The organism is Streptomyces sp. Qhu_M48, from assembly GCF_051305195.1.
Classification (GTDB): Bacteria; Actinomycetota; Actinomycetes; order Streptomycetales; family Streptomycetaceae; genus Streptomyces.
In genome coordinates this window covers 7,756,999-7,778,193 of the sequence record NZ_CP195432.1, presented here as the reverse complement: position 1 = coordinate 7,778,193, position 21,195 = coordinate 7,756,999, and the positions used below count along the sequence as shown (strand labels likewise).

The window sequence follows — 21,195 nt, the reverse complement described above, 5'->3', positions numbered from 1 at the left end:
CGGAGCCCAGGGCCGCCCGTGCGGAGGATCGCCCGGGGAATCACGACTCCAGGAGCCGCTGCCCCACGTACTCGCCCTCGGCGGGACCGCCCGGCACCGCGAAGAGGCCACTCGCCTCGTGCCGGATGAACGCGGACAGCGCGTCGCCCCGGTCGAGCTTGCGCTGCACGGTGACGAAGCTCCGGAGGGGGTCCGCCTGCCAGCAGACGAAGAGCAGACCGGCGTCCGGCGTCCCGTCCGGACCGATGCCGTCGTGGAAGGAGAACGGCCGGCGCAGCATCGCCGCCCCGCCGTTCTGTTCGGGGGCGGAGATCCGGGAGTGGGCGTTGTCAGGGATCACGGTCCGTCCGTCCGGTCCGCGCTTGTTCAGGTCGAGCTCCGTGGTCTCCGTACCGCCGGTGAGCGGGGCCCCGTCGGACTTCCGGCGCCCGATCACCTTCTCCTGCCGGTCCAGCGGCAGCTTCTCCCAGTCGTCGAGCAGCATCCGGATCCGGCGCACCACCGCGTAGGAACCACCCGCCATCCACTCCTCCGCGCCGGTGGCCCCGGCGGGGACGAAGATCCGCCGGTCGAAGTCGGGGTCGGTGACCTTCGGGTTGCCCGTGCCGTCGATCTGGCCCATGAGGTTGCGGGCGGTCATCGGCTTCGCCGTGGCACCGGCCGAGCGGTTGAAGCCGTTCATCTGCCAGCGCACCCGGGCCGCGTCGCCCGCGTCCTTCTGGAGCGCGCGCAGCGCGTGGAAGGCGACGAGGGCGTCGTCCGCGCCGATCTGCACCCACAGATCGCCCTCGGAACGCCGGGGGTCCAGGGCGTCGGCCGAGAACGCGGGCAGCGGGTCGAGCCCGGCGGGACGGCGCGCGACGAGTCCGGTGCGGTCGAAGAACGTACGGCCGAAGCCGAAGGTGACCGTCAGGGAGGAGGGGCCCGCGTCGAGCGCGACACCGGTGTCCCCGGTCGGGGTCCTGCCCGACATCAGCGTCCCCGCCGTCACCGACCAGCGGCGCAGCAGCGCGATCGCCTCCTTGCGGCCGGAGCCCGGCGCGAGGTCGAAGGCGACCAGATGACCGCGGGACTGGAGGGGAGTGGTGATACCGGCCTGATGTTTCCCGTGAAACATCACCTCGGTCGCGCCGACGGTGGTCAGTGCGGGAGCGCCGCCGGCTCCGGCGGTGGTGTCGTCACCCGACACGGCCCCGGAGACCCCGACGCCTCCGGCCGCGCCGATCACGAGCCCGGCCGCGCCCGCCGCTCCGACGGTGCCGAGCAGGCGCCGCCGGGAGATCTCAAGTCTGTCGTTCTCGGTCACGGGTCAGCCGATCTTCACGTTCTTCTCGATGGTGGTCTGGTCGATGTCGGAGGTACGGACGGTCACCTGGATCCGCCACTCGCCGGGCATCGGGATCTGGACGCCGCTGGCGCTCCAGTGGCCCGTCTGGATCCGGTCGGGGGCCACCGGCAGCGGTCCGATGTCCTTCGACTCCAGAGTGAGGGCGACCTTGATCTCGGGGACGTCCAGCGGCTTGCCGTTGGGGCGATCGACGTAGAGGTGGAGCCCGTTGGCGCCGGTGCGGCCGGGGTCCAGGCTGAGCCGGACGACGCCCTTGCCGTCGACACCGCCGGTGTCGAAGGGCAGCCGGATGTCGACGGGCCGGTCGGGCACGGCGGCCGGGCCGGCGGCGGTGGTGCCCTTGCCGGCCTCCTCCTCGGTGCGGCCGGGCTCGGTCGAGGTGAGGACGGTGGTCACGGCGAGGAGCACGACGGCGACGGCGGCCTCGGTCAGCACCGAGCGGCGCAGACCGGCCCGCTCCGGGTCGGCGTCCCGCTCCCGCTTCCGCCGCGCGGTGGCGACGGCGGCCCGCTGCCGGGCGAGTTGAGCGGCCCGCTCGGGGTCGGCGGAGTCGCTACCTCCGGCCTCTTCGCTCTCTCCGGCCTTCGGGTTCTCACCGGCCTCTTCGCTCTCACCGGCCTTCGCGTTCTCACCGGCCTCTTCGCTCTCGCGGGCCTTCGCGCTCTCGCCGGTCGGCGTCGGGTCGGCGAGGCGCTGGGTCCAGCGGCGCGAGATCCAGGCGATGCCGATGAGGACGCACATCAGGCCGATCTTGACGAGGAGCAGCTGCCCGTAGCGGGTGTCCGTCAGTGCCGACCAGGAGCCCACCTGACGCCAGGACTGGTAGATCCCGGTGGCCGCGAGGACGGCCACGGAGCCGAAGGCCACCTTGGAGAAGCGCTCGACAGCCGAGCGTTCGACGGACGGAGCCCGGTAGAGGGAGACGAGCAGCACCGTGAGACCGCCGAGCCAGGCGGCGACGGCCAGCAGGTGCAGGATGTCGACGGGCATGGCGATACCGGGCTGGATGCCGGTCGAGGCGTGCTCGGCCAGGGCCCAGGTGCCGGCGATGCCGGCGGCGACGACGGTGCCGCCGATGCCGAGTCCGAAGGCGAGGTCCTTCTTCTCCTTCGGATCGGTGCGCCGCGCGTAGGCGCCGAAGAGGACGGCCACGAAGAGCGCGGCCGCGCCGAGCAGCAGCAGCCGCGAGGTGAGCGCGGCCCCGGTCTTCGTCTCCAGGACGGCCTTCAGACCCGCCAGGTCGAAGGCGTCGGAGAGTTCGCCGGAGCCCGTGTACGGATTGCGCAGGAGCAGCATGACGAGGGTGGCGCCGGTGAGGGCGAGCCAGCCCCTGACCACGGTCTGCTGGACCGGGCGGACGCTCGCACCGCGCGGCCAGCAGGCCAGCACGAAGGCGCCGCCGCCGACGAGGACGGCGAAACCGGCGTACGAGACGTAGCGCGCGATGCCGTAGAGGGTGCCGACGACTCCGCCGCCCGCCGTCCGGTCGGGCAGGGCGACGGCGGTCGTGGAAGGGGCGCCGATGGAGAAGGTGAAGGCGCCGGAGATGGGGTGGCTGTCGGCCGAGACGGTCTGCCAGGCCACGGTGTAGGTGCCGTCGGGCAGTCCGGCGCGGAGTTCGACCCCGTAGCGGACGATCGAGCCGCTGCACAGGTCGCGTATCTCGCCGGTGTCGGCGCGTCGGCCCGCCGGGTCGAGGACCCGGATCGAGTCGGCGCTCATGGCGACCTGCTCGGAGAAGGTGAGGTTGACCTCCTGGGGAGCGGTGGCGACCACCGCCCCGGCCTTCGGATCGCTCTCGGTCAGCGCCGCGTGCGCGGAGGCGGGGGCGGCGCCGGCGAGCAGTGTGCCGAGGAGCGCGGCCGCGAGGATCAGCAGCCGGGCCAGGGCGGTACCGAGGCGCGGGGCGGTGGTTGTCATCTTCCGGTTCACTCCGTCAGTTCTGTGAGAACTCCGTCAACGCGCTCAGTGCTGCCGCGGGTTGTGGTTGGGGGCCTCGACGGGAAGGTCGACCTTGATGGGGTCGGACTTCTCGAAGTGGAGCTCGATGCTGACCTTCTCGCCCTGCTTGAGCGTCTTCTTCAGTTCCATGAACATGATGTGGTTGCCACCGCGTTCCAGGGAGAGGGTGCCGTTCGCGGGGATGTCGAAGGAGTCCACCTTCTGCATCTTCTGGTTCTTCGTCTCGTGGATCGTGACGTCGTCGGAGACCGGGCTGGTCACCGAGGTGAGCTTGTCCGCGGTGCCGCCGGCGTTCTTGATCGTGAGGAAGCCGCCGGCCATGTCCATCACGGGCTGGGGCATGTACGCGCCGCTGACCTCCAGCCTCGGCTTGCCGTCGGTGGATCCGGCGGAGCCGTCGGACGAGGACGAGCACCCGGTCAGCGCGAGTGCGGCGGCGAGCGCCACGGCGGCGGACAGGGTGGTGGTGCGGCGGTTCACGGGTTCTCCCCCTTGACGAGCTTCGGCAGATCCTTGGCGTAGTCGTCGATGGACGCGTCCTCGCCGTACAGGACGTAGCCCTGGTCGGTCGTGGGCGAGAAGGCGATCACCTGTGCTCCGTGCATGGAGACGACCGTGCCGTCCTTCTGCTTCTTCGGCGGGTCGATGCCGATGCCGATCTGGCGGGCTCCGGCCTGGATGGCGGAGAAGTCGCCGGTGAGACCGGTGAAGGAGGCGTCGCCGGCGGCGGGCAGCCACTTGGCGAGCTCGGCGGGGGTGTCCCGCTCGGGGTCGGTGGTGACGAAGACGACCTGGAGCTTGTCCTGGTCGGCCTTGGAGAGCTGCTTCTTGGCGATGGCGATGTTGCTCATCGTCATGGGGCAGACGTCGGGGCAGTGCGTGTAGCCGAAGTAGATGAGCGTCGGCTTGCCCTTGGTCCGCTCCCGCAGGTCGTACTTCTCACCCTTGGTGTCGGTGAGGACGAGCGCCGGCTTGGTGAACGGCCGGTCGAGGACGGTCGCGGCCCCGGTGGTGTCGTCGCCACCGGAGACCACGGCGACGGAGCCGGAGCCCTTGTCGTCGCCGCCGCCGAGGCCGACGGCCGCGGTGATGCCGAGCGCGGCGACGATCGCGACCGCGGCGACGATCAGCGGGGTGCGCCGGCCGGGACGGGTCGAGCCGTCCTCGGCCTGCGGCGTGGGGTTCTTCTCTGCGGACATGCTGGTTCTTTCCGCTTGTATCCGGGTTCTCTGGAGGAGCTGCGGCCGTCAGGCCGAGCGGCGGCGGCCGGCGAGGACACCGAAGGCGACACCGGCGACGCCGACGAGGATGCCGATGACGCCGAGGATCCGCGCGGTGGTGTCGGAGGAGTCCGCGGCGGCCGTCTCCTGGTGGGAGGCCGCCGTGTCGTCGTGACCGGCCTTGTCGTCCGCCGCGGCGGAGGCGGAGGCGGACGGGGTGGCGGCGCCGCCGTGGTGGTCGGCGGAGGCGGCGGAGAGCTTCAGGACGGGGGCGGGGTTCTGCGGCTCCTCCGCACCCTCCTTCGGCTCCTCGATCCAGCGCACGACCTCCTTGTTGTCGTACGTCTGGATCGCCTTGAGGACCAGCTGGTCGGCGTCCTCGGGCAGCTGGCCGAGGGAGAGCGGGAACTGCTGGAACTGGCCGGGCCCGATCTTCGAACCGTCGGCGGTCCAGGTCACCTTGGAGACGGCCTCGTTGATCTTCTTTCCGTGCAGCTCCAGCGGCTTGCTGAGCTTGCTCTTGGTGACCTCGGCCTTCCAGCCCGGGACGGGCTGGGGCATGACGGAGGCCAGCGGGTGGTCGAGCGGGAAGTTGACCTCGACCTTCACGGTGGAGGCGTTGTCGCGCTCGTTCGGGACCTTGATGTTGACGGTCGCGTAGCCGCCCTTGGCTGCCTCGCCCTGCGGCTGCACGCTCACGTGCGCGAAGGCCGTGCCGGAGAGCAGCACGACGGAGGAGAGGGCGATGCCGCCGGCGAGGGCGACACGGGTGGCGGAGAGACGGGAGGAGACACGGGAAACGGTCATGGCGGAAGACACTCCAGCTCGAAGGAGGGCGAGGGAGTCCGGCGCGCCGAGGGCCCGGGGATCACGTGATCGTGCCCTGGACCGGCGTGCGGACGGGCGCGGCCCCGCTCCCTGTGAGCGGACCGCGTCAGGCTGCGAGAACGCAGTCGGCGGCCGGTGGGCCGCGCCTGATCACCATGTCCTCGAGTGCCTCGGCCACCGGCGGTGGAGAGGAGTCGAATGCCGTACGGGCCACCCGCCGCGGTCCCGTGCCCAGAGCCGCCGAGAGGCCGGTGAGCAGCGCCCGTACGAGACGGAGCGCGGCCCGCAGCGAGCGGACGAGGGCGCACTCGGCGAGTTCCGTCGCGCCCTGTTCGGAGAGCTCGACGAGACGGCGCAGCGCGCGGTCGCCGCGGCGCAGCAGCCAGCCCGTGGCGAGGGCGGCGAGCAGGTGGCCGAGGAGCATGGGCAGACCGGGGAGCAGTCCACCGGCGGGCTCGTTGGCCGCGGCGGCCGCGTGCTCCAGGTGGGCGTGGGCGCCGGCCGGGTCGAGCCCGGCGTCGCGGACGATCCTGGTGGCGTCGGCGGAGCTGAGGGACGCGGTCCCCGCTCCGCAGACCAGCCGGGCCGCCATCCGTACGAGGGCGTCGTCGGCCTGGGTGCTCAGGCCGAGGTGGCGCTGGCCGAGTCCGAACAGGACGTGCAGGCCGAGCTGCCCGCCGGCGAGGGCGCCGACGACGAAGCCGAGGGAGCGTTCCCGTCCGGTGAAGAGGACGGCGACGCCGAAGACTCCGAGGAATCCGGCGAGGAGGGTCCACGGGGCGACGCCCGCGCAGGCGGCGAGCGCGTGTCCGAGCGCGGACAGCACGACGCAGACCGCGGTGAACACCGCGGCCCTCAGCAGCCGTGGAGCGAGCGCGGGGGCAGTCATGGCGGGCCCATCATCGCACCACGCGTCCCACCGGCAGGAGGCAGGTCCAGAAGGTCGTTCTTGGGGGCCTTCGGGGTGACATACACCGGCGCGCGGGCCCGGTGTATCCGCCGAACGAGCGCTCTTGACGCCTCCGGGCGCTTACGAAGGGTTCCGTGCGGCAATAGGTAACGGTATGTCGAGCCGCTGCCGGGAGGCCGGAGCATGAGCATCTGGTGGTCACTCCATCTGCGGCGCGAGGCGGCGAGCGTGCCGCTCGCCCGAAGGCTTCTGATGGGCACGATGGAGACGGCGGGTGTCGATCCCGACGTGTCCTACGAGCTGTCGGTCGCGCTCACGGAGGCCTGTGCGAACGCGGTCGAGCACGGTGGCGCGGGCGCCCCGCCGGGACCGGGTGCGACGGCCGGCGCGTACCGGGTGACGGCGTACCTGGACGGCGAGACCTGCCGTATCGAGGTGGCGGACTCGGGTCCGGGATTCCCCGGAGTGGAGGTCCCCGCGGCTCCGGCTCCGTCGGACGCCGAGCACGGCCGTGGGCTGCGGCTGATCGAGGAGCTCGCCGACCACGTGCAGTTCGGCAACAGATCGGGCCGGGGCGGCGCCGTGGTCAGCTTCGACAAGATCCTGAAGTGGAAGGACAGCCCTTCCCTGCTCATGGCCTGAGGGACGCGGCGCGCGGGGAAGGGGAAGGGCCCCCGCCGGTCGGTCGACGAGGGCCCTTCGGTTCCAAGTTACGCGCAGGTCAGCCCTTCAGCGCGGCCATCCACGCCTCGACCTCGTCGGAACGGCGCGGCAGCGCGTCCGAGAGGTTCCGGTTGCCGTCCTCGGTGACGAGGATGTCGTCCTCGATCCGGACGCCGATGCCGCGGTACTCCTCCGGCACCGTCAGGTCGTCGGCCTGGAAGTACAGACCCGGCTCGACGGTCAGGCACATGCCCGGCGCGAGGGTCGTGTCGACGTACGCCTCGGTGCGCGCGGCGGCGCAGTCGTGGACGTCCATGCCGAGCATGTGACCGGTGCCGTGCAGGGTCCAGCGGCGCTGGAGGCCCAGCTCCAGGACGCGCTCGACCGGCCCCTCGACCAGGCCCCACTCGACGAGCTTCTCGGCGAGGACGCGCTGGGCGGCGTCGTGGAAGTCGCGGTAGGCGGCGCCGGGCTTCACCGCGGCGATGCCGGCCTCCTGCGCCTCGTACACGGCGTCGTAGATCTTGCGCTGGAGCTCGGTGTACCGGCCGTTGATCGGCAGGGTGCGGGTGATGTCCGCGGTGTAGAGCTCGGTGGTCTCCACGCCGGCGTCGAGCAGCAGCAGGTCGCCGGAGCGGACGTCGCCGTCGTTGCGCACCCAGTGCAGGGTGGTGGCGTGGGGGCCGGCGGCGCAGATGGAGCCGTAGCCGATGTCGTTGCCCTCGACGCGGGCGCGCAGGAAGAAGGTTCCTTCGATGTAGCGCTCGCTGGTGGCCTCGGCCTTGTCGAGGACCTTGACGACGTCCTCGAAGCCGCGGGCGGTGGAGGCGCAGGCCTTCTCCAGCTCGGCGATCTCGAAGGAGTCCTTGATGAGGCGGGCCTCGGAGAGGTGGACGCGGAGTTCCTCGTCGCGCTCGGCGGTGACCTTGTCGGTCAGGGCGGCCTCGATGCCGACGTCGTGGCCGCGGACGGCGCGGACGGGGCCGGTGGCCTCGCGCAGCGCCGCGGTCAGCTCGCGGACGTCCTTGGCGGGGATGCCGAGGAGCTGCTCGGCCTCGGTGAGGGAGTGGCGACGGCCGACCCAGAGCTCGCCCTGGCCGTCGAGCCAGAACTCGCCGTTCTCACGGTCGGAGCGCGGCAGCAGGTACAGGGTGGCCTCGTGGCCGCCGGCCGCGAGGGGTTCCAGGACGAGGACGCCGTCCTGCGTCTGATCACCGGTGAGGTACGCGTACTCGGTGGACGCGCGGAAGGCGTACTCGGTGTCGTTCGACCGGGTCTTCAGGTTGCCGGCCGGGATCACCAGGCGCTCGCCCGGGAAGCGGGCGGAGAGCGCGGCGCGGCGGGCGGCGGTCTTGTCGGCCTGGGTGATGGGCTCGAGACCGCGCAGCTCGGTGTCGGCCCAGCCGGACTTCATGTTCTCGGCCAGCTCGTCGGAGACGCCCGGGTACAGGCCGTTCTTCCGCTGCTTGATCGCCTGCTCTTCGGTCTCTTCCGGGGTCTCCGGCGTGAGCTCCTCGGCCACGGGTCTGCCTCCTCTTGGTACGACTCTGAACCCCCACCATCGTACGGTCGTACGGAAGGGGGCCCAGGGCCGGAAGACCCATTACCGGAATGTCACACTCCGCCTATCGGGGCTCACCGGAACCCCTGATCGATGCGCTTCGACGCCGCTCAGTCGAAGCGGGCGGCGAGCAGGACCACGTCATCCCCGTCCACGGTGGGGTCCACGCCCTCCGGCAGCAGGGTCCGCAGGACGTGGTCGGCGACCGCGCCCGGGTCGCCCCGGTCGGCCTTCGGCACGCTCGACGCCGCCGCGTGGAGCCGTGCGAAGGCGCGGTCCATGGCGTCACCGGTACGGCGCAGCAGCCCGTCCGTGTAGAGAAGCACCGTTTCTCCAGGTGCCGGGGACAGCTCCACGCTCGGCGCCTCCCAGCAGGAGAGCATCCCGAGCGGGGCCGAGAGCGAAGTCTCGACGAACTCGGTGCGCCGCTCGCCGATGACCAGCGGCGGGGCGTGCCCCGCCCCGGCCAACACGATCCGTCGCCGCGCGGGTTCGGCGTACGCGAAGAGCGCGGTCGCCGAGCGGGCCGGTTCGGTGAGCCGGAGCAGGAGTTCCAGGTCGGACAGGACGGCGACGGGGTCCTCGCCCTCCATCACCGCGTACGCCCGGAGGGAGGCGCGCAGCCGGCCCATGGCCGCGAGCGCGCTGGGGCCGGTCCCGGAGACGGAGCCGACGGCGAGCCCGAGGGCGCCCTCGGGCAGCGGCAGCGCGTCGTACCAGTCGCCGCCGCCCCGGGGGCCGGTGCGGTGGCGGGCGGCGAGCTGGACGCCGGGGACGCGGGGGAGGCGGCTGGGGAGCAGCTCCTCGGCGATGGTGGCGACCTGGACGCGGGCGCGCTCGACCTGGAGGAGACGGGCGAGGTGCTCGGTGGCGAAGCGGCCGTAGAGCCCGATGAGGTGACGCTGGCGGCCGGTGGGATCGGCCGGCTCGTCGTAGAGCCAGACGGCCGCGCCGAGCCGGCCGGCCTCCTCGGTGGCGAGGGGGAGGGCGTAGCTGGCGGCGTAGCCGAGGCGGGCGGCGACCTCGCGGTGGCGCGGGTCGAGGCCTTCCTCGGTGCGTACGTCACGGATGGCGATCGGATCGGGGACCCGTTCGGGGTGGCCCGGATCGGGGAGGCCGTCGAGGAGGCGGCCGTAACTGCTGGTGCCGCGCGGAACGGTCTCGATGGTGCCGAGGTCCGAGTGGGCGAGGCCGAGGCCGATGGTGGCGGCGGGGCCGAGGCCGTCGGCGGGTTCGAGGACGGCCATGCCGCGGCGGGCCCCGACGAGGGCGGCGCCCGCGCCGAGCACCTCACGGAGGGCCTCGTCGAGCGAGTCGGTCCTGATGAGGCGCTCGGTGAGTTCGTGGAGAGTGGTTAGGTCGGAGACCCAGGCGGCGAGGCGGTCCTGGATCAGCGCGCCCGGCGCGGGGACCGGATCCGAGGGCGGAGCCGCCGCGGGGACCCCGGGGAGCGGCGACGTAGTGTGCGGGGACCCGGGAACCGTGGAATCGATTCCAGCCACTTTCGGCATGTGCGGCGCACTCATGTCAGTCGGCTTTCCGACCGGTGCGTTTGACGCCATAGCATCGCAAACCCCCATGTCATTCTGAGCCGCTCGATGCATCCACATGTACACGCACAAGAGGAACGATGTCCAGCATTGTCCCCACGGGACTTGTGGTGTCCGTGAGGTCGTGCGCGAGGGTTGAACTCAGCGGGAAGTTGGCCGAAAATTGTCCCCGGTGTGCACCTTTTGCGGTCGACTGGCGTCGTTTCACAGCGCGTCATTCCGAGCGTGCTGGGTACGTAATCGGTGACAGACAGGGGCAGTTGGAGCTGCCCCGGAACGTGATGCGCAACCCCGGCGTCTTCCCTGCCGCAGGCCGCAGCCCGTCACCGAGTGGCGGGGAACGTGTTCTGATCCGCCCTGGTTCCGACCCGGCTCCACCTCGTTCTGACCCGGCTCCACCTGGTACTGAGTTCGCTCCATCTGGTTCCACGTGGTTCCACCTGGTCCCGGCCCGGCAGGCCCCGCTCCTCCAGGGGCCTCCATCCCGCCGACCCGGTACGCGCTGATACGCACAGTGAAACGTCCTGCACATAGTGTGATGTGGATTCGGCGTTCAACGGAAAGGAACGAGCGCTCATGCGCGAGATCCTCGGAAGGCGACGCAGGCTCCGGTTCCGGCGCAAGGCGAGGACCGCCCGGCTCGACGCGGCGGTCACCTTCGCCGTCGAGTGGGACTGGCCCGTCCTGCCGGGAGCGGGCCTGAGAGCGACGACCCGCACGACCGCGGGAGCCGTCTGCTCCTGCCCCGACCCCGAGTGCGTGGTGCCCGGCGCCCACCCCTACGACCCCGGACTGCTCGCGGCCACCACGGACGAGCGGATGATCCGCTCGTGGTGGACCCGGCGCCCGGACGCGCCGGTGGTCCTCGCCACGGGCGGCGGCGCGCCCTGCGCGGTCAGCCTGCCCGCGGTGGCGGGCGCGCGGGCGCTCGCCGCGCTCGACACGATGGGCATGCGGCTCGGCCCGGTGGTCGCGACCCCGACGCGCTGGTCGATCCTCGTCGCCCCGTACGGCCTCGAACGGCTCGGCGAGCTGCTGTACGCGAAGGACAGCGTGCCGAGTTCGCTGCGCTTCCATGGGGAGGGCGGCTATCTGCTCCTGCCGCCCTCGGTCGCCGGGACCGGACAGGTGCGATGGGAACGGGCGCCCCTCGCCGGCTCGTCCCGGCCGTGGCTGCCGGACGTGGAGGCGGTGGTCGACGCCCTGGTGGAGGCGAGCACGAGCACACCGGGCGGCGGGAGCCGGCTCGCGTTCTGACCTTCGGAACGGCGGGCGGCTCGGCGGCTCGGGCGTTCACCCGAACGGGTGTGTCCTGACCCGACTTCCACGGGAAACGGGCGTGCGGCCGGCCGGGGGCCCGTCGGCCGCCGCTATGTTCACCCCACCGTTCGAGATCTCCAGCCGAGCAGGAACAGGTGGGGCGCATGGGTCCGGTGAACCTCCGCGTGGTCGGGCTCGGGGCCGCCGTCACGGTAGCCGTCCTGCTGCCCCTCGTCGCGACGGCCGGGCCCACGGGGGAGCCCGTACGGCCGCCCGGTGTGCGGGGCGCGGGCGACGCGAAGTCCGGGGACCTGCTGGGCGGGCTCCGTCCGGCACCCCGTACGACGGCGTCCCCCTCCCCCGCCAGCCGGGCCGGGGGTCCCGACGCCCCGGCGGCCTCACCCGGTCCCTCCTCGCCCGATCAGGTCCCTCCTGCTCCGGTCTCGCCCGAACGCGTCACCCACTGTGGGCCGGAACTCGCCTCCCCCGAGGGTGTGGAGGCGCAGACCTGTGTCCTGGCCGAGGGGCCCGACGTCTGGGCGCGCACGTACTACCGGAACGCCAGTGGCCAGGAACTCGACGCGTTTCTGACCCTCATGGCCCCCGGCGGGCGGACCGTACAAGTCCGCTGCGCGGTCACGGCGCAGGATGAACCGGGAGCCTGTGAAACGCCCGGGGAACGTGGTCGCGGCGTGGCCAGGGCGTATACGGCGGTGGCGGAATTCGCGGGAGCCGGCGAGGGGGACAACACCCCGCTGCTGCTGCGGGCGGGCAGCAACACGGCGGACAGTGAGGGAAGTTGAGCGTCGACGCCACGGACCTGCCGGAAGCGGACATGGAAAGGCCCGGTCGCTGGCGACGGGGGATGCACCAGCGACCGGGCTTCCAGAACGGTAACAAGAGATCTGCTGTTCGCAAATTCGATCTCGGTTATTCGGACAGGGATTTACCTGTCCGAAGACCGGGTTGTGGTGGAAGTCACCGACTGGTCGGTCTGTCAGTCACCGATACCACCTGGGGTATCAGCTGAGAGTCACCTGACGGTTCGTGAGGCCGCCGCGCGCACGCCGCTCCTCCGCCGTGAGCGGGGCGTCCGAGGCGAGCGCCTCGGTCAGCCGCTCGGCGAACTCGGCGGCCGGCTTCTCGCACTCCTCGGCCGTCATCGACGTCGGCAGGTCCCAGACCGGCACCATCAGGCCGTGGGCGCGGAACGAACCGACGAGCCGGGTGTCGGCGCCGAGCGAGGTCGCCCCGGCCGCCTGGAGGCGGGCGAGCGCGTCGAGGAGCTTCTCCTCCGGGTACGGCATGACCCAGCGCAGGTGGTTCTTGTCCGGGGTCTCGCACCAGTACGAGGAGTCGACGCTCGTCAGCTTCACCGTCGGGATCGCGGCCGCGTTGGCCCGCTCCAGCGAGGCGGCGACCTCGGGGTCGGCGCCGTCGGCGGACTGCGGGATCCAGAACTCGAAGCCGGAGTGGACCTCCGGGGCGAACACGGCGTCCGCGTCGAGCAGCTCCTGGAGGCGCGGGCCCTCGGCCGGCACGCGGCGCGCGGGGACCGGGCTGCCCGGCTCCGTCTCCAGGGCGCGCTGGAGGGTGTCGGCGAGGTCGCGGGCGAGGTCGCCGGAGGTGGAGTCGTTCTGCAGGGCGAGCAGGACGGAGCCGTCGTCACGGCGAAGCGCCGGCCACGCCATCGGCAGCACGGTCGCGAGCGTCACGGACGGCACGCCCTCCGGCAGTCCGCCCTTCAGGGTGAGCGGCACGGTGGCCGCGGGCACCAGCTCGCGCAGGGCGACCCAGTCGCACTCGCCGGGCAGGCCCTCGAAGGGGCGCTGGACGAGCTCCGTCACGGCGTGCGCGGCGGCCCGGCCGTGACACGCCTTGTAGCGGCGGCCCGAACCGCACGGACACGGCTCGCGGGCGCCGACGACCGGGATCTCCCCGCTCGTGACCTGGGCCTGGCCGGTCTTGCCGGCCTTCGTCTGGGGGCGCTTCTTGGCCATGGTGTGGCTTTCTCCCGATCGCGGCGTGTGGTGCTTGTTTCCGGGCGCGAGCCTAGCCGCACCGGGCACCGGCACCCCTCAGGCGGGCCGCCGCCTCCGAGGGGGCCGCGACGACCGGGGCCGGCGGGTTCGCCGTCCGCGGGTCGCCGGGTTCGCCGGACGCGGGGTCGCCGGGTTCGCCGGACGCGGGGTCGCCGGGTTCGCCGGACGCGGGGATCGGGCTCGTCGTACGCGAGGGCCGGGTTGGCCGTACATACAGGGGACCGAGATCGTTCGGCGCCCGACCCGGGCGGCTCGGCGCCCCGGCCCGGGCGTGGGTTCGGGGTCCGGCCGAGGCGCCCGGGTCGGGGTCCCGGCCGAGGGCGCGCGGCGTCCCGGCCAGGAGCCCCTACGCGCGTCACTCCAGATCGTCGTACGCGTCCAGGATGTCGAAGCGTGAGCCGCCGCCGACGCGGGCCGCGAAGTCCTCGCGCCGGTGTCCCTCGGTGACCACCACCCAGACCGTGACCTCACCCGTCGCGCTGTCCCGTACGCCCCAGTCCTGGGCCAGCGCGCTGATGATGTTCAGCCCGCGGCCGCCCCGTGCGGTGACCGAGGGCGTCGCCGGCACGGGCCGTGTCGGGCCACCGCCGTCCGTCACCTCGACCCTGAGGCCGCCCGCCGGGTCCACCCGCCAGGCCGCCCGTACATCCCCGTCGCCCCTGTCCGCCCGCCCCAGCGGCCTGCCGTAACGGCAGGCATTGCTGAGCAGTTCGGAAAGGATCAGCACCGCGTCGTCGACGACCGAATCGGACACCCCGCTGCGGTACAGCTCGTCCCGCATCCGGTGTCTCGCCTCACCCACGCCCGCAGGGCCATGGGGTACGGCCATGCTCGACGACGTGGGCACCTCTTGTGCCACCACCAACGCCACCCCCGAGACCTCCTTTGCCCCACGCCACCGTGTGGATGCCCCAATGGCCTGGACCGGAAACCGGCCAATCCGGGTTCGATGAGGCACTCGTGACGATCGCGTACGCGCGGAACGCGCCGGTGCACACCCCGCAGGCCCTGTGGATCCTTGTGGCGTAAGGGAAAGGGGAGGCTGGAGGGGCGAGAACTGGACGGCTGAGGGCGGCTGAGGGAGGGAAGGGGTTCAGTCGCGGCCCAGCTGGGTGAGCACCTGCTTGGGGCGGTTGGTGATGATCGCGTCCACGCCGAGACGCTCGCAGAGCTCGACGTCCTCGGCCTCGTCGACCGTCCAGACGTGCACCTGGTGCCCGGCCTTCTGGAGCCGGAGGATCACGGCGGGGTGGTGGCGGACGATCCGGATCGAGGGACCGGCGATGCGCGCGCCCGCGGGAAGCCGTCCGTCGCGCAGCCGCGGCGAGACGAACTGGGCGAGCGAGACGGTGGGCAGCGTCGGCGAGGCCAGGGCGATCCGCTGCAGTGAGCGGGCCGAGAAGCTCATGACGCGTACGGGGGAGTCGGCGGGGGACGCGGGCGCGTCCAGGCCGAAACGCTTGAGGAGCTGGAGGAGCCGCTCCTCGACCTGGCCCGCCCAGCGCGTCGGGTGCTTGGTCTCGATCGCCAGCTCGACCCGGCGCCCGGAGTCGGAGACCAGCTCCAGGAGGCGCTCCAGGGTGAGGACCGAGGTGGACCCGGGGTCGCGCCGGTCCGGGCTCTCGCCGGACTCTTCGCGGCCCTTCCAGGTGCCGAAGTCGAGCGCGGCGAGATCGGCGAGTTCGAGGGCGGACACGGCGCCGCGGCCGTTCGAGGTGCGGTCGACGCGGCGGTCGTGGACGCAGACGAGATGGCCGTCGGCGGTGAGCCGGACGTCGCACTCCAGGGCGTCGGCGCCGTCCTCGATGGCCTTCACATAGGCGGCCAGGGTGTGTTCCGGTGCGTCCTCGGAGGCTCCACGGTGGGCGACGACCTGGAGGGGGACGCGGTTCGGGTGCTGCCGTGCGTGAGTCACGGCGTCATGGTGCCATTGGCGGCGTCGGCCGGGCACACCGGAAGCTGTCCGTTCTGTCCGTATATAAAGGTGTGGGTGCGAACGCACAGCTCCGCCTTACAGTGGCCTGACGCCCGGTGGGAAAAGCTGGTGCAGCACCCTTGGAGCCAGCAGGTGACCAAGTAGGACCTCCACCACCCCGCGCAGTCAACGAGGAGAGCGAGCTGTGAGCACCGAGAACGAGGGCACTGAGGTTCCGGCGGACCCGGCTGCCCCGTCCGCCCCTCCCACGCCCCCCTCCCCCACCCCTCCGTCCGCCGTGCCGGCGGCGGCTCCGCCGACGGCGCACACCCAGCCCCTGCCGCCGGCCCCCACCGACGCCCCCACGGCCGCCCAGGCACAGGCACAGGCACAGCCCCAGGCACCCACCCACGCCTCCGCTCACGCCCCGGCCCCGGCACCCGCCCATGGTCCGGAGCCGGTCGCGGCGGCCTCGGCGGCCTCGGCCGGTGGCTGGCCCCCGCCCCCTCCGGCGGTGCCGACCTGGGGTGCCCCCGTGCCGCCCGCCCCCGCGGCGCCGCGGAGGCGGACCGGCGGTCTCGTCGCGGCGGTCCTGGCGGCCGCGCTGGTCGCGGGCGGAATCGGCGGTGGCATCGGCTACTGGGCGGCGGAGCGCGGCGACGACGGCGTCGGCTCGACGACGGTCTCCTCCGGCGAGGCCCCGGCGGCCTTCAAGCGCGACCCCGGGACGGTCGCCGCGGTCGCGGCCCAGGCGCTGCCCAGCGTGGTCACCATCCAGGCGAAGTCGGGCGATGCGCAGGGCGAGGGCGAGGGCGGTACGGGCACGGGCTTCGTGTACGACCAGGAAGGCCACATCGTCACCAACAACCACGTGGTGGCGTCGGCGGCGGAGGGCGGCACGCTCTCGGTGACCTTCCCGGACGGCAAGTCGTACGACGCGGAGGTCGTCGGCCGGGCCGAGGGCTACGACGTGGCCGTACTGAAGCTCACGAACGCGCCGAAGGGGCTGAAGCCGCTGCCGCTCGGCAACTCCGACAAGGTGGCGGTCGGCGACTCGACGATCGCGATCGGCGCGCCCTTCGGCCTGTCGAACACGGTCACCACCGGCATCATCAGCGCCAAGAACCGTCCGGTCGCCTCGGGTGACGGCTCCGGCGGCAGCAACTCGTACATGAGCGCGCTGCAGACGGACGCGTCGATCAACCCGGGCAACTCCGGCGGCCCGCTGCTGGACGCGAGCGGCGCGGTGATCGGCGTCAACTCGGCGATCCAGTCCACGGGAAGCGGCTTCGGCCAGTCCCAGGCGGGCTCGATCGGCCTGGGCTTCGCGATCCCGGTGAACCAGGCGAAGAACGTCGCCCAGCAGCTGATCAAGACGGGCAAGCCGGTCTATCCGGTGATCGGCGCGACGGTGAACATGAACGAGAAGGGCGACGGCGCCACGATCGCCACCCAGGGCTCGGGCGGCACCCCCTCGGTGACCCCCAACGGCCCGGCGGCGAAGGCCGGCCTGAAGGCCGGCGACGTGATCACGGGCTTCGGCGACCGTCAGATCGACAGCGGCCCGACGCTGATCAGCGAGATCTGGACCCACAAGCCCGGCGACTCCGTCAAGATCACCTACGAGCGCGACGGCAAGACCTCCACGGCCACGGTCACCCTCGGCGAACGCACCGGCGACAGCTGACCGGCTAGGCTGTCCCCCGCGTCGCCCGTGGACACACCGGCGGCGCGGGGTGGGTTGCCCGAGCGGCCTAAGGGAACGGTCTTGAAAACCGTCGTGGCAGCGATGTCACCGTGGGTTCAAATCCCACACCCACCGCAGTTGAACGGCCCCTGACCAGGTAGATCGGTCGGGGGCCTTTCGCATGTCCGTGCACCGTGGCTGCCCGGTGCTCTCCGTGATTCCCCGTTCTATGGGGCACGAGAGGGGCACGGCTACCGACTGAGATGCTCAGCGAGGTCCAAGAACAGCGATATGCCGAAGATGGCGACAGCTACTAGCCCGGCCACCAACAGGGTCACGATCAACGCGATTGCCATCGTGATCCTCGTGCGTCTCACAGCCGACCTGTATTCGCTGTCGTCGTCCCAGCCCTGATCATGCATAGCGACCCCCTTGGCAGGCACCGTACAAGAGACCTGTGGAGCGGCTTTGGGCGGCCTGACGACACGCTCATCAGCCACGACGAGACCGGTACCGACGCGGAGCGACCACACCGGCCCGCACCACTTCGCGGCAGCAGCTGCTCCCCGCCCGCCCCTTCCCGGTGGTGCGGTCGCCTCACGCTCCCGTCATCCGTGACGGCGGGGGTACGGCGCCCCGCCCTACTCAGGCCCGGCAGACGGCCGGCCATGCGCAAGAGGCCACCCCTCCCTCGCCGCTAGCCGTCTTTTGGACGCCTCTCATGGCCGCAGTCGGCAATGCTCGTGGCTACGCATGCCATGTGACGGTTGCCGTGCTTGAAGGCCCGCTGTGGCTGCCCATCAACCCAAGCTGTCAGGCGTGCGGACGGCGGCCGGGCTGGAGCGGGGCGCAGACAGGAGCGCAGGCCCGGGCGACGGGCCGCGCGCGCCGCGCCGTGCGCGGCGGGTGCCTTGATGAGGTAGAGAAACCTGTAACAGCCCCCTATCGGCTTACGCGTCAGGAGCCGCGAAGCAAACAGCGTCTATGCGCTGGTCATCGCCGAACGAATGCGTGGCTTCGCCGATCTTGACCCATCCGAGCCGCTGGTAAAGGCGGATGGCGGAAGCGTCCTTGGTCATGACGTCCAGCACGAGCCGGATGCCGTGCTCTTGGGCCCATGCCGTTGCCGCTCGCATCAGACGTTCGCCCAAGGCATGCTTCCGAGCGTCTTGGACCACGAACAGCCGAGCAAGTACTGCCACGTGCTCCTCGTCGTCCCCGCTCTGCTCCATCCACATGGTTGCCGCGTCTACACCCTGCGGCCTCATTACCGAGACGTGGCCGACGATCTCGCCGCGCATTTCGCCAACCCATGCAGCTAGCACGCTCGCTGACTGGATCCATCCTTCCGGGTCGGCTACCCCCTCGACGGGATAGCCGTCCGACGCATGCACCGCAATCAATGCGGCTGCTGCGCCTGCCAAGTCAGATGCTTCAAAGGGACGAACGATGGCGCTCTCCACGTTGGGCTCCTCTACTCGACGGGCATTTCGTATAGCAGTCCGGTCTGGTCTCCCCGGTGGACGTACCGAGACACCTCGAACGGCGTGCCTTCTTGGTCCAGGCTGGTGTGCAGAACTTCAAGAACCGGAACTCCGGGCAGAAGGTCGAGCACCGCGGCTTCCTCGGGTGATGGCATCCGGGTGCTGATCTCATCGCGGGCGCGTGTCATGACGTGCCCCAGCTCTTCGAGTCGCCCGTAAATTCCGTCCTTGCCGGTCTTGGGCTGCATGAGCAAGGTGTCCTGAGCCTCGTCCCACCGCAGGAACGTTGAGACGATCTGAACGGGCTCGTCGTCGGCGAAGTAGTGGTTCTCGCGGTGAACGACACTCGCCTCATCCGCCGGCACGTTGAGCCGCTCGGCGATATCGGTGGGGGGAACCTCCCGCTCGATGCTGACGACGTCGATCCGGGCCACCTTGCCCTGTCTCTTCGCCTCCAGGCGGAATGGGGTCAGCCCTGTCTCGCGGTTCTTGCGGGCGTAGCGGTCACTGCCGAATCGGAAGAGTCGCTGAGGTTCACGCACGAAGACTCCGCGCCCGTGCCGGGCCGTCACAAGACCCTGCTCGGCAAGGAGCCGGATGGCCTCGCGCGCCGTGTTCCGTGCAGCGCCGTACTGCTCGGCCAGCGCGCGCTCAGAGGGGAGCTTGTCGCCGGGTGACAGCCGCCCGGATTCGATCGCCGTGCGTAGGTCTTCCGCGATGCGCCTGCTCGCAGGCGGCTGCGGGGCGGCTCCGGGCGTTGTCATGAAGCCAGCATAGCAACTGGCTTAAGCCAGTGCCTTGACGCCGGTTCGGGGTCATGCTCAACTGGCTTAAGCCAGTAACTGGCTCAAGCCAGTTAATCGCGCCGGGACGGTGCCTACCGCCAAGCAACCACCGCCCCGGCTCCCAAACGAGGGAGCTTCCATCATGCCCGCATTGCTCACGCTTCCGCAGTCTGGTGACCTCTCGATCACGGACCTGAACAATGGTGAGCGCGCCACCGCGCTCTACGCGTCGGACATGCCCTCCTCGTTCCGCTTCCGCAAGGGTGACGGAGAGAAGCTGTGTGCCTGGATCCTTCAGGGTGTGGCCCGGCTGGGGCTGGAGGAGCTGCACCGGGTGACCGCGTACACCGGCGGCTACCTGGAGCTGTGGGTGGAGGAGCAGAACACGCCGGGCCAGGACGCCGCCCACTTCGCCCGGTTCCCGGACCAGAAGCGGTTCCACGTGGCGCAACACGAGGCGGCCATGGTCACCTTCCTCTACGGAACCAGCGACGCCGCCATCGAGCGCTCCCGCCGCAGGATGGTCGAGACCTCCCCCGTGGGTGTGGCGGTGGCCGCGTGACGGTCTTCCCCGTCGCCCCGGAGGCCGTGGCCGGTGTCGCGGCCTCCCTGGGCACCGACCCCCTCGCCCTGGCCGACCTCCTGCGGGTGGCCAACACTCCCGGCTTCGACCGCTGGCGGGAACAGGTCCGGCGTACGGGTGGCTGCTCAGACCCGATCCACCTGTCCGGCACCACCGTCACTCGCGACCGCCGGACCGGCGATGTCCTGTACTCGTACTCGACGGCCGATGAGCCGGGGGGCCGGTTACGGGTTGCCTGCGGCAACCGCCGGGCTTCCCGCTGCCCGTCGTGCGCCTGGACGTACGCGGGGGACACCTACCACCTGATCCGGGCTGGGATCACGGGCGATGAGCGGAAGAACGTCCCCGCCGCCGTCCGGGACCACCCCCGGGTCTTCGCCACCCTGACCGCCCCGTCCTTCGGTCCGGTCCACAACCGCCCCACCTCCGGCCGCTGCCGTTGCGGCGCCGCCCATGCCGAACACGATCCCGCCGTCGGCACGGCCCTGGACCCGGCCCGGTACAACTACGCGGGCGCGGTGCTGTGGAACAACCACGCCGGGCATCTCTGGCAGCGCTTCACGATCTACCTGCGCCGCGAGATCGCTGCCCGCGTCGGGATCACGCAGGCCGCGCTGAAGGAGGCGTGCCGGGTCTCCTTCGGGAAGGTCGCCGAGTTCCAGAAACGCGGCGCGATCCACTTCCACGCCGTGGTCCGCCTCGACGGCCCCACCGGACCGGACACCGCCCCGCCTGCCTGGGCCTCGGTCTCCCTCCTGGACGACGCGATCCGCGCGGCTGCCGCCCGGGTCGCCGTCACCGTCCCGGCCGCCGGCACTCATCCCGAGCGGACGCTGACGTGGGGCACGCAGGTTGACGTCCAGCCGATCGGCGCCCTGGGCGAGGAGGAGCTGACCGAACAGGCCGTCGCCTCCTACGTCGCCAAGTACGCCACCAAGGCCGCCGAGACCACCGGCACGGTCGACCGGCGCATCGGCGAACCGGCGGAGCTGGCCAAGCTCGACGTCCCTGAGCACACCCGGCGCCTGATCGAAGCCTGCTGGACCCTCGACCCTGACTACCCCGGCCGGATGCTGGCCCGCTGGTCCCACATGCTCGGCTTCCGGGGCCACTTCTCGACCAAGTCCCGCGCCTACTCCACCACTCTCGGTGCCCTGCGCCAGACCCGCGCTGACTATCGCGCAACCCAGGAGCGACGGGAACGGGGACTGCCCGACCAGAACGACGACCCGGAGGGCTCCACCCTCGTGATCGCCCACTGGACCTACGCCGGACACGGCCACACCCCGGGAGAGTCCTGGCTCGCCGCAAGCATCGCCCGCGACATCCAGCGCGACCGCGAACTCAACCGCGAGATCCGTACCGAACTCGAAGCCACCGACACGGGGGAGTGGTGA

The 21,195-nt window shown here is 71.6% G+C and carries 19 protein-coding genes and 1 tRNA gene; 7 read left to right on the top strand and 13 right to left on the bottom strand.

Annotated features, from left to right (window positions below):
- Positions 1-40: 40 nt before the first annotated feature.
- The 6 genes from efeB to ACRRSS_RS35080 all read right to left on the bottom strand — a co-directional run bounded on the left by efeB (position 41) and on the right by ACRRSS_RS35080 (position 6,247).
- Positions 41-1,306 carry an iron uptake transporter deferrochelatase/peroxidase subunit gene (efeB, locus tag ACRRSS_RS35105; RefSeq protein WP_435974998.1) on the bottom strand — a complete coding sequence of 422 codons (1,266 nt, stop codon included), beginning with the start codon at positions 1,304-1,306 and terminating at the stop codon, positions 41-43.
- A 3-nt stretch (positions 1,307-1,309) separates the two neighbouring features.
- Entirely contained in the window at positions 1,310-3,268 is a 1,959-nt protein-coding gene (locus tag ACRRSS_RS35100) for a copper resistance CopC/CopD family protein (RefSeq protein WP_435974997.1), read from the bottom strand.
- A 45-nt stretch (positions 3,269-3,313) separates the two neighbouring features.
- Positions 3,314-3,790: a copper chaperone PCu(A)C gene (locus ACRRSS_RS35095; protein WP_435974996.1), complete on the bottom strand. Its 477-nt coding sequence runs from the start codon at positions 3,788-3,790 to the stop codon at positions 3,314-3,316.
- Positions 3,787-4,509 carry an SCO family protein gene (locus ACRRSS_RS35090; RefSeq protein ID WP_435974995.1) on the bottom strand — a complete coding sequence of 241 codons (723 nt, stop codon included), beginning with the start codon at positions 4,507-4,509 and terminating at the stop codon, positions 3,787-3,789. Before ACRRSS_RS35090 ends, ACRRSS_RS35095 begins: the two co-directional genes overlap by 4 nt.
- A gap of 48 nt (positions 4,510-4,557) precedes the next feature.
- A complete protein-coding gene (locus tag ACRRSS_RS35085) occupies positions 4,558-5,337 on the bottom strand; it encodes a YcnI family copper-binding membrane protein (protein WP_435974994.1) in 780 nt (259 codons plus the stop codon).
- Positions 5,338-5,464: 127 nt separating this feature from the next.
- Complete coding sequence (locus ACRRSS_RS35080; RefSeq protein ID WP_435974993.1) at positions 5,465-6,247, bottom strand: hypothetical protein; 783 nt, start codon at positions 6,245-6,247, stop codon at positions 5,465-5,467.
- A gap of 204 nt (positions 6,248-6,451) precedes the next feature.
- Between ACRRSS_RS35080 and ACRRSS_RS35075 the strand changes: the two genes are divergently transcribed.
- Positions 6,452-6,910 (top strand): ATP-binding protein, encoded by a 459-nt coding sequence (locus ACRRSS_RS35075; RefSeq protein ID WP_435974992.1) that lies wholly within the window; start codon positions 6,452-6,454, stop codon positions 6,908-6,910.
- Positions 6,911-6,989: 79 nt separating this feature from the next.
- Here the strand turns inward: ACRRSS_RS35075 and ACRRSS_RS35070 are convergent, their stop codons facing one another.
- Together ACRRSS_RS35070 and ACRRSS_RS35065 are read right to left on the bottom strand one after the other, a co-directional pair.
- Positions 6,990-8,453, bottom strand: coding sequence for an aminopeptidase P family protein (locus tag ACRRSS_RS35070; RefSeq protein ID WP_435974991.1), 1,464 nt, complete (start codon positions 8,451-8,453; stop codon positions 6,990-6,992).
- Positions 8,454-8,602: 149 nt separating this feature from the next.
- Positions 8,603-9,994, bottom strand: coding sequence for a PP2C family protein-serine/threonine phosphatase (locus ACRRSS_RS35065; protein ID WP_435974990.1), 1,392 nt, complete (start codon positions 9,992-9,994; stop codon positions 8,603-8,605).
- Between the two features lie 624 nt (positions 9,995-10,618).
- Between ACRRSS_RS35065 and ACRRSS_RS35060 the strand changes: the two genes are divergently transcribed.
- Positions 10,619-11,299, top strand: a complete 681-nt coding sequence (locus ACRRSS_RS35060) for a bifunctional DNA primase/polymerase (RefSeq protein WP_435974989.1) — start codon at positions 10,619-10,621, stop codon at positions 11,297-11,299.
- A gap of 167 nt (positions 11,300-11,466) precedes the next feature.
- Positions 11,467-12,105: a hypothetical protein gene (locus ACRRSS_RS35055; protein WP_435974988.1), complete on the top strand. Its 639-nt coding sequence runs from the start codon at positions 11,467-11,469 to the stop codon at positions 12,103-12,105.
- A 219-nt stretch (positions 12,106-12,324) separates the two neighbouring features.
- Here the strand turns inward: ACRRSS_RS35055 and ACRRSS_RS35050 are convergent, their stop codons facing one another.
- The 3 genes from ACRRSS_RS35050 to ACRRSS_RS35040 form a co-directional block, all read right to left on the bottom strand.
- The gene (locus tag ACRRSS_RS35050; RefSeq protein WP_435974987.1) at positions 12,325-13,302 is read right to left on the bottom strand and encodes a DUF5926 family protein; all 978 of its coding nucleotides are present in this window, start codon (positions 13,300-13,302) and stop codon (positions 12,325-12,327) included.
- A gap of 397 nt (positions 13,303-13,699) precedes the next feature.
- Positions 13,700-14,302 carry an ATP-binding protein gene (locus ACRRSS_RS35045; protein WP_351894577.1) on the bottom strand — a complete coding sequence of 201 codons (603 nt, stop codon included), beginning with the start codon at positions 14,300-14,302 and terminating at the stop codon, positions 13,700-13,702.
- A gap of 135 nt (positions 14,303-14,437) precedes the next feature.
- On the bottom strand, positions 14,438-15,259 hold the full coding sequence (locus ACRRSS_RS35040; RefSeq protein ID WP_435974986.1) for a glycerophosphodiester phosphodiesterase: 822 nt from the start codon (positions 15,257-15,259) through the stop codon (positions 14,438-14,440).
- Positions 15,260-15,464: 205 nt separating this feature from the next.
- Between ACRRSS_RS35040 and ACRRSS_RS35035 the strand changes: the two genes are divergently transcribed.
- Both ACRRSS_RS35035 and ACRRSS_RS35030 read left to right on the top strand, forming a co-directional pair.
- Positions 15,465-16,946, top strand: a complete 1,482-nt coding sequence (locus tag ACRRSS_RS35035; RefSeq protein WP_435974985.1) for a S1C family serine protease — start codon at positions 15,465-15,467, stop codon at positions 16,944-16,946.
- Between the two features lie 48 nt (positions 16,947-16,994).
- Positions 16,995-17,081: transfer RNA gene (locus ACRRSS_RS35030), tRNA-Ser, on the top strand.
- An 815-nt stretch (positions 17,082-17,896) separates the two neighbouring features.
- On the opposite strand, the gene ACRRSS_RS35025 is transcribed toward ACRRSS_RS35030, so the two are convergent.
- Both ACRRSS_RS35025 and ACRRSS_RS35020 read right to left on the bottom strand, forming a co-directional pair.
- A complete protein-coding gene (locus ACRRSS_RS35025; protein ID WP_435974984.1) occupies positions 17,897-18,409 on the bottom strand; it encodes a GNAT family N-acetyltransferase in 513 nt (170 codons plus the stop codon).
- An 11-nt stretch (positions 18,410-18,420) separates the two neighbouring features.
- Positions 18,421-19,194: a GntR family transcriptional regulator gene (locus tag ACRRSS_RS35020; RefSeq protein ID WP_435974983.1), complete on the bottom strand. Its 774-nt coding sequence runs from the start codon at positions 19,192-19,194 to the stop codon at positions 18,421-18,423.
- A 163-nt stretch (positions 19,195-19,357) separates the two neighbouring features.
- Between ACRRSS_RS35020 and ACRRSS_RS35015 the strand changes: the two genes are divergently transcribed.
- Positions 19,358-19,777 carry a hypothetical protein gene (locus ACRRSS_RS35015; RefSeq protein ID WP_435974982.1) on the top strand — a complete coding sequence of 140 codons (420 nt, stop codon included), beginning with the start codon at positions 19,358-19,360 and terminating at the stop codon, positions 19,775-19,777.
- A gap of 26 nt (positions 19,778-19,803) precedes the next feature.
- Positions 19,804-21,195 (top strand): replication initiator protein RepSA, encoded by a 1,392-nt coding sequence (gene repSA / locus ACRRSS_RS35010; protein ID WP_435975504.1) that lies wholly within the window; start codon positions 19,804-19,806, stop codon positions 21,193-21,195.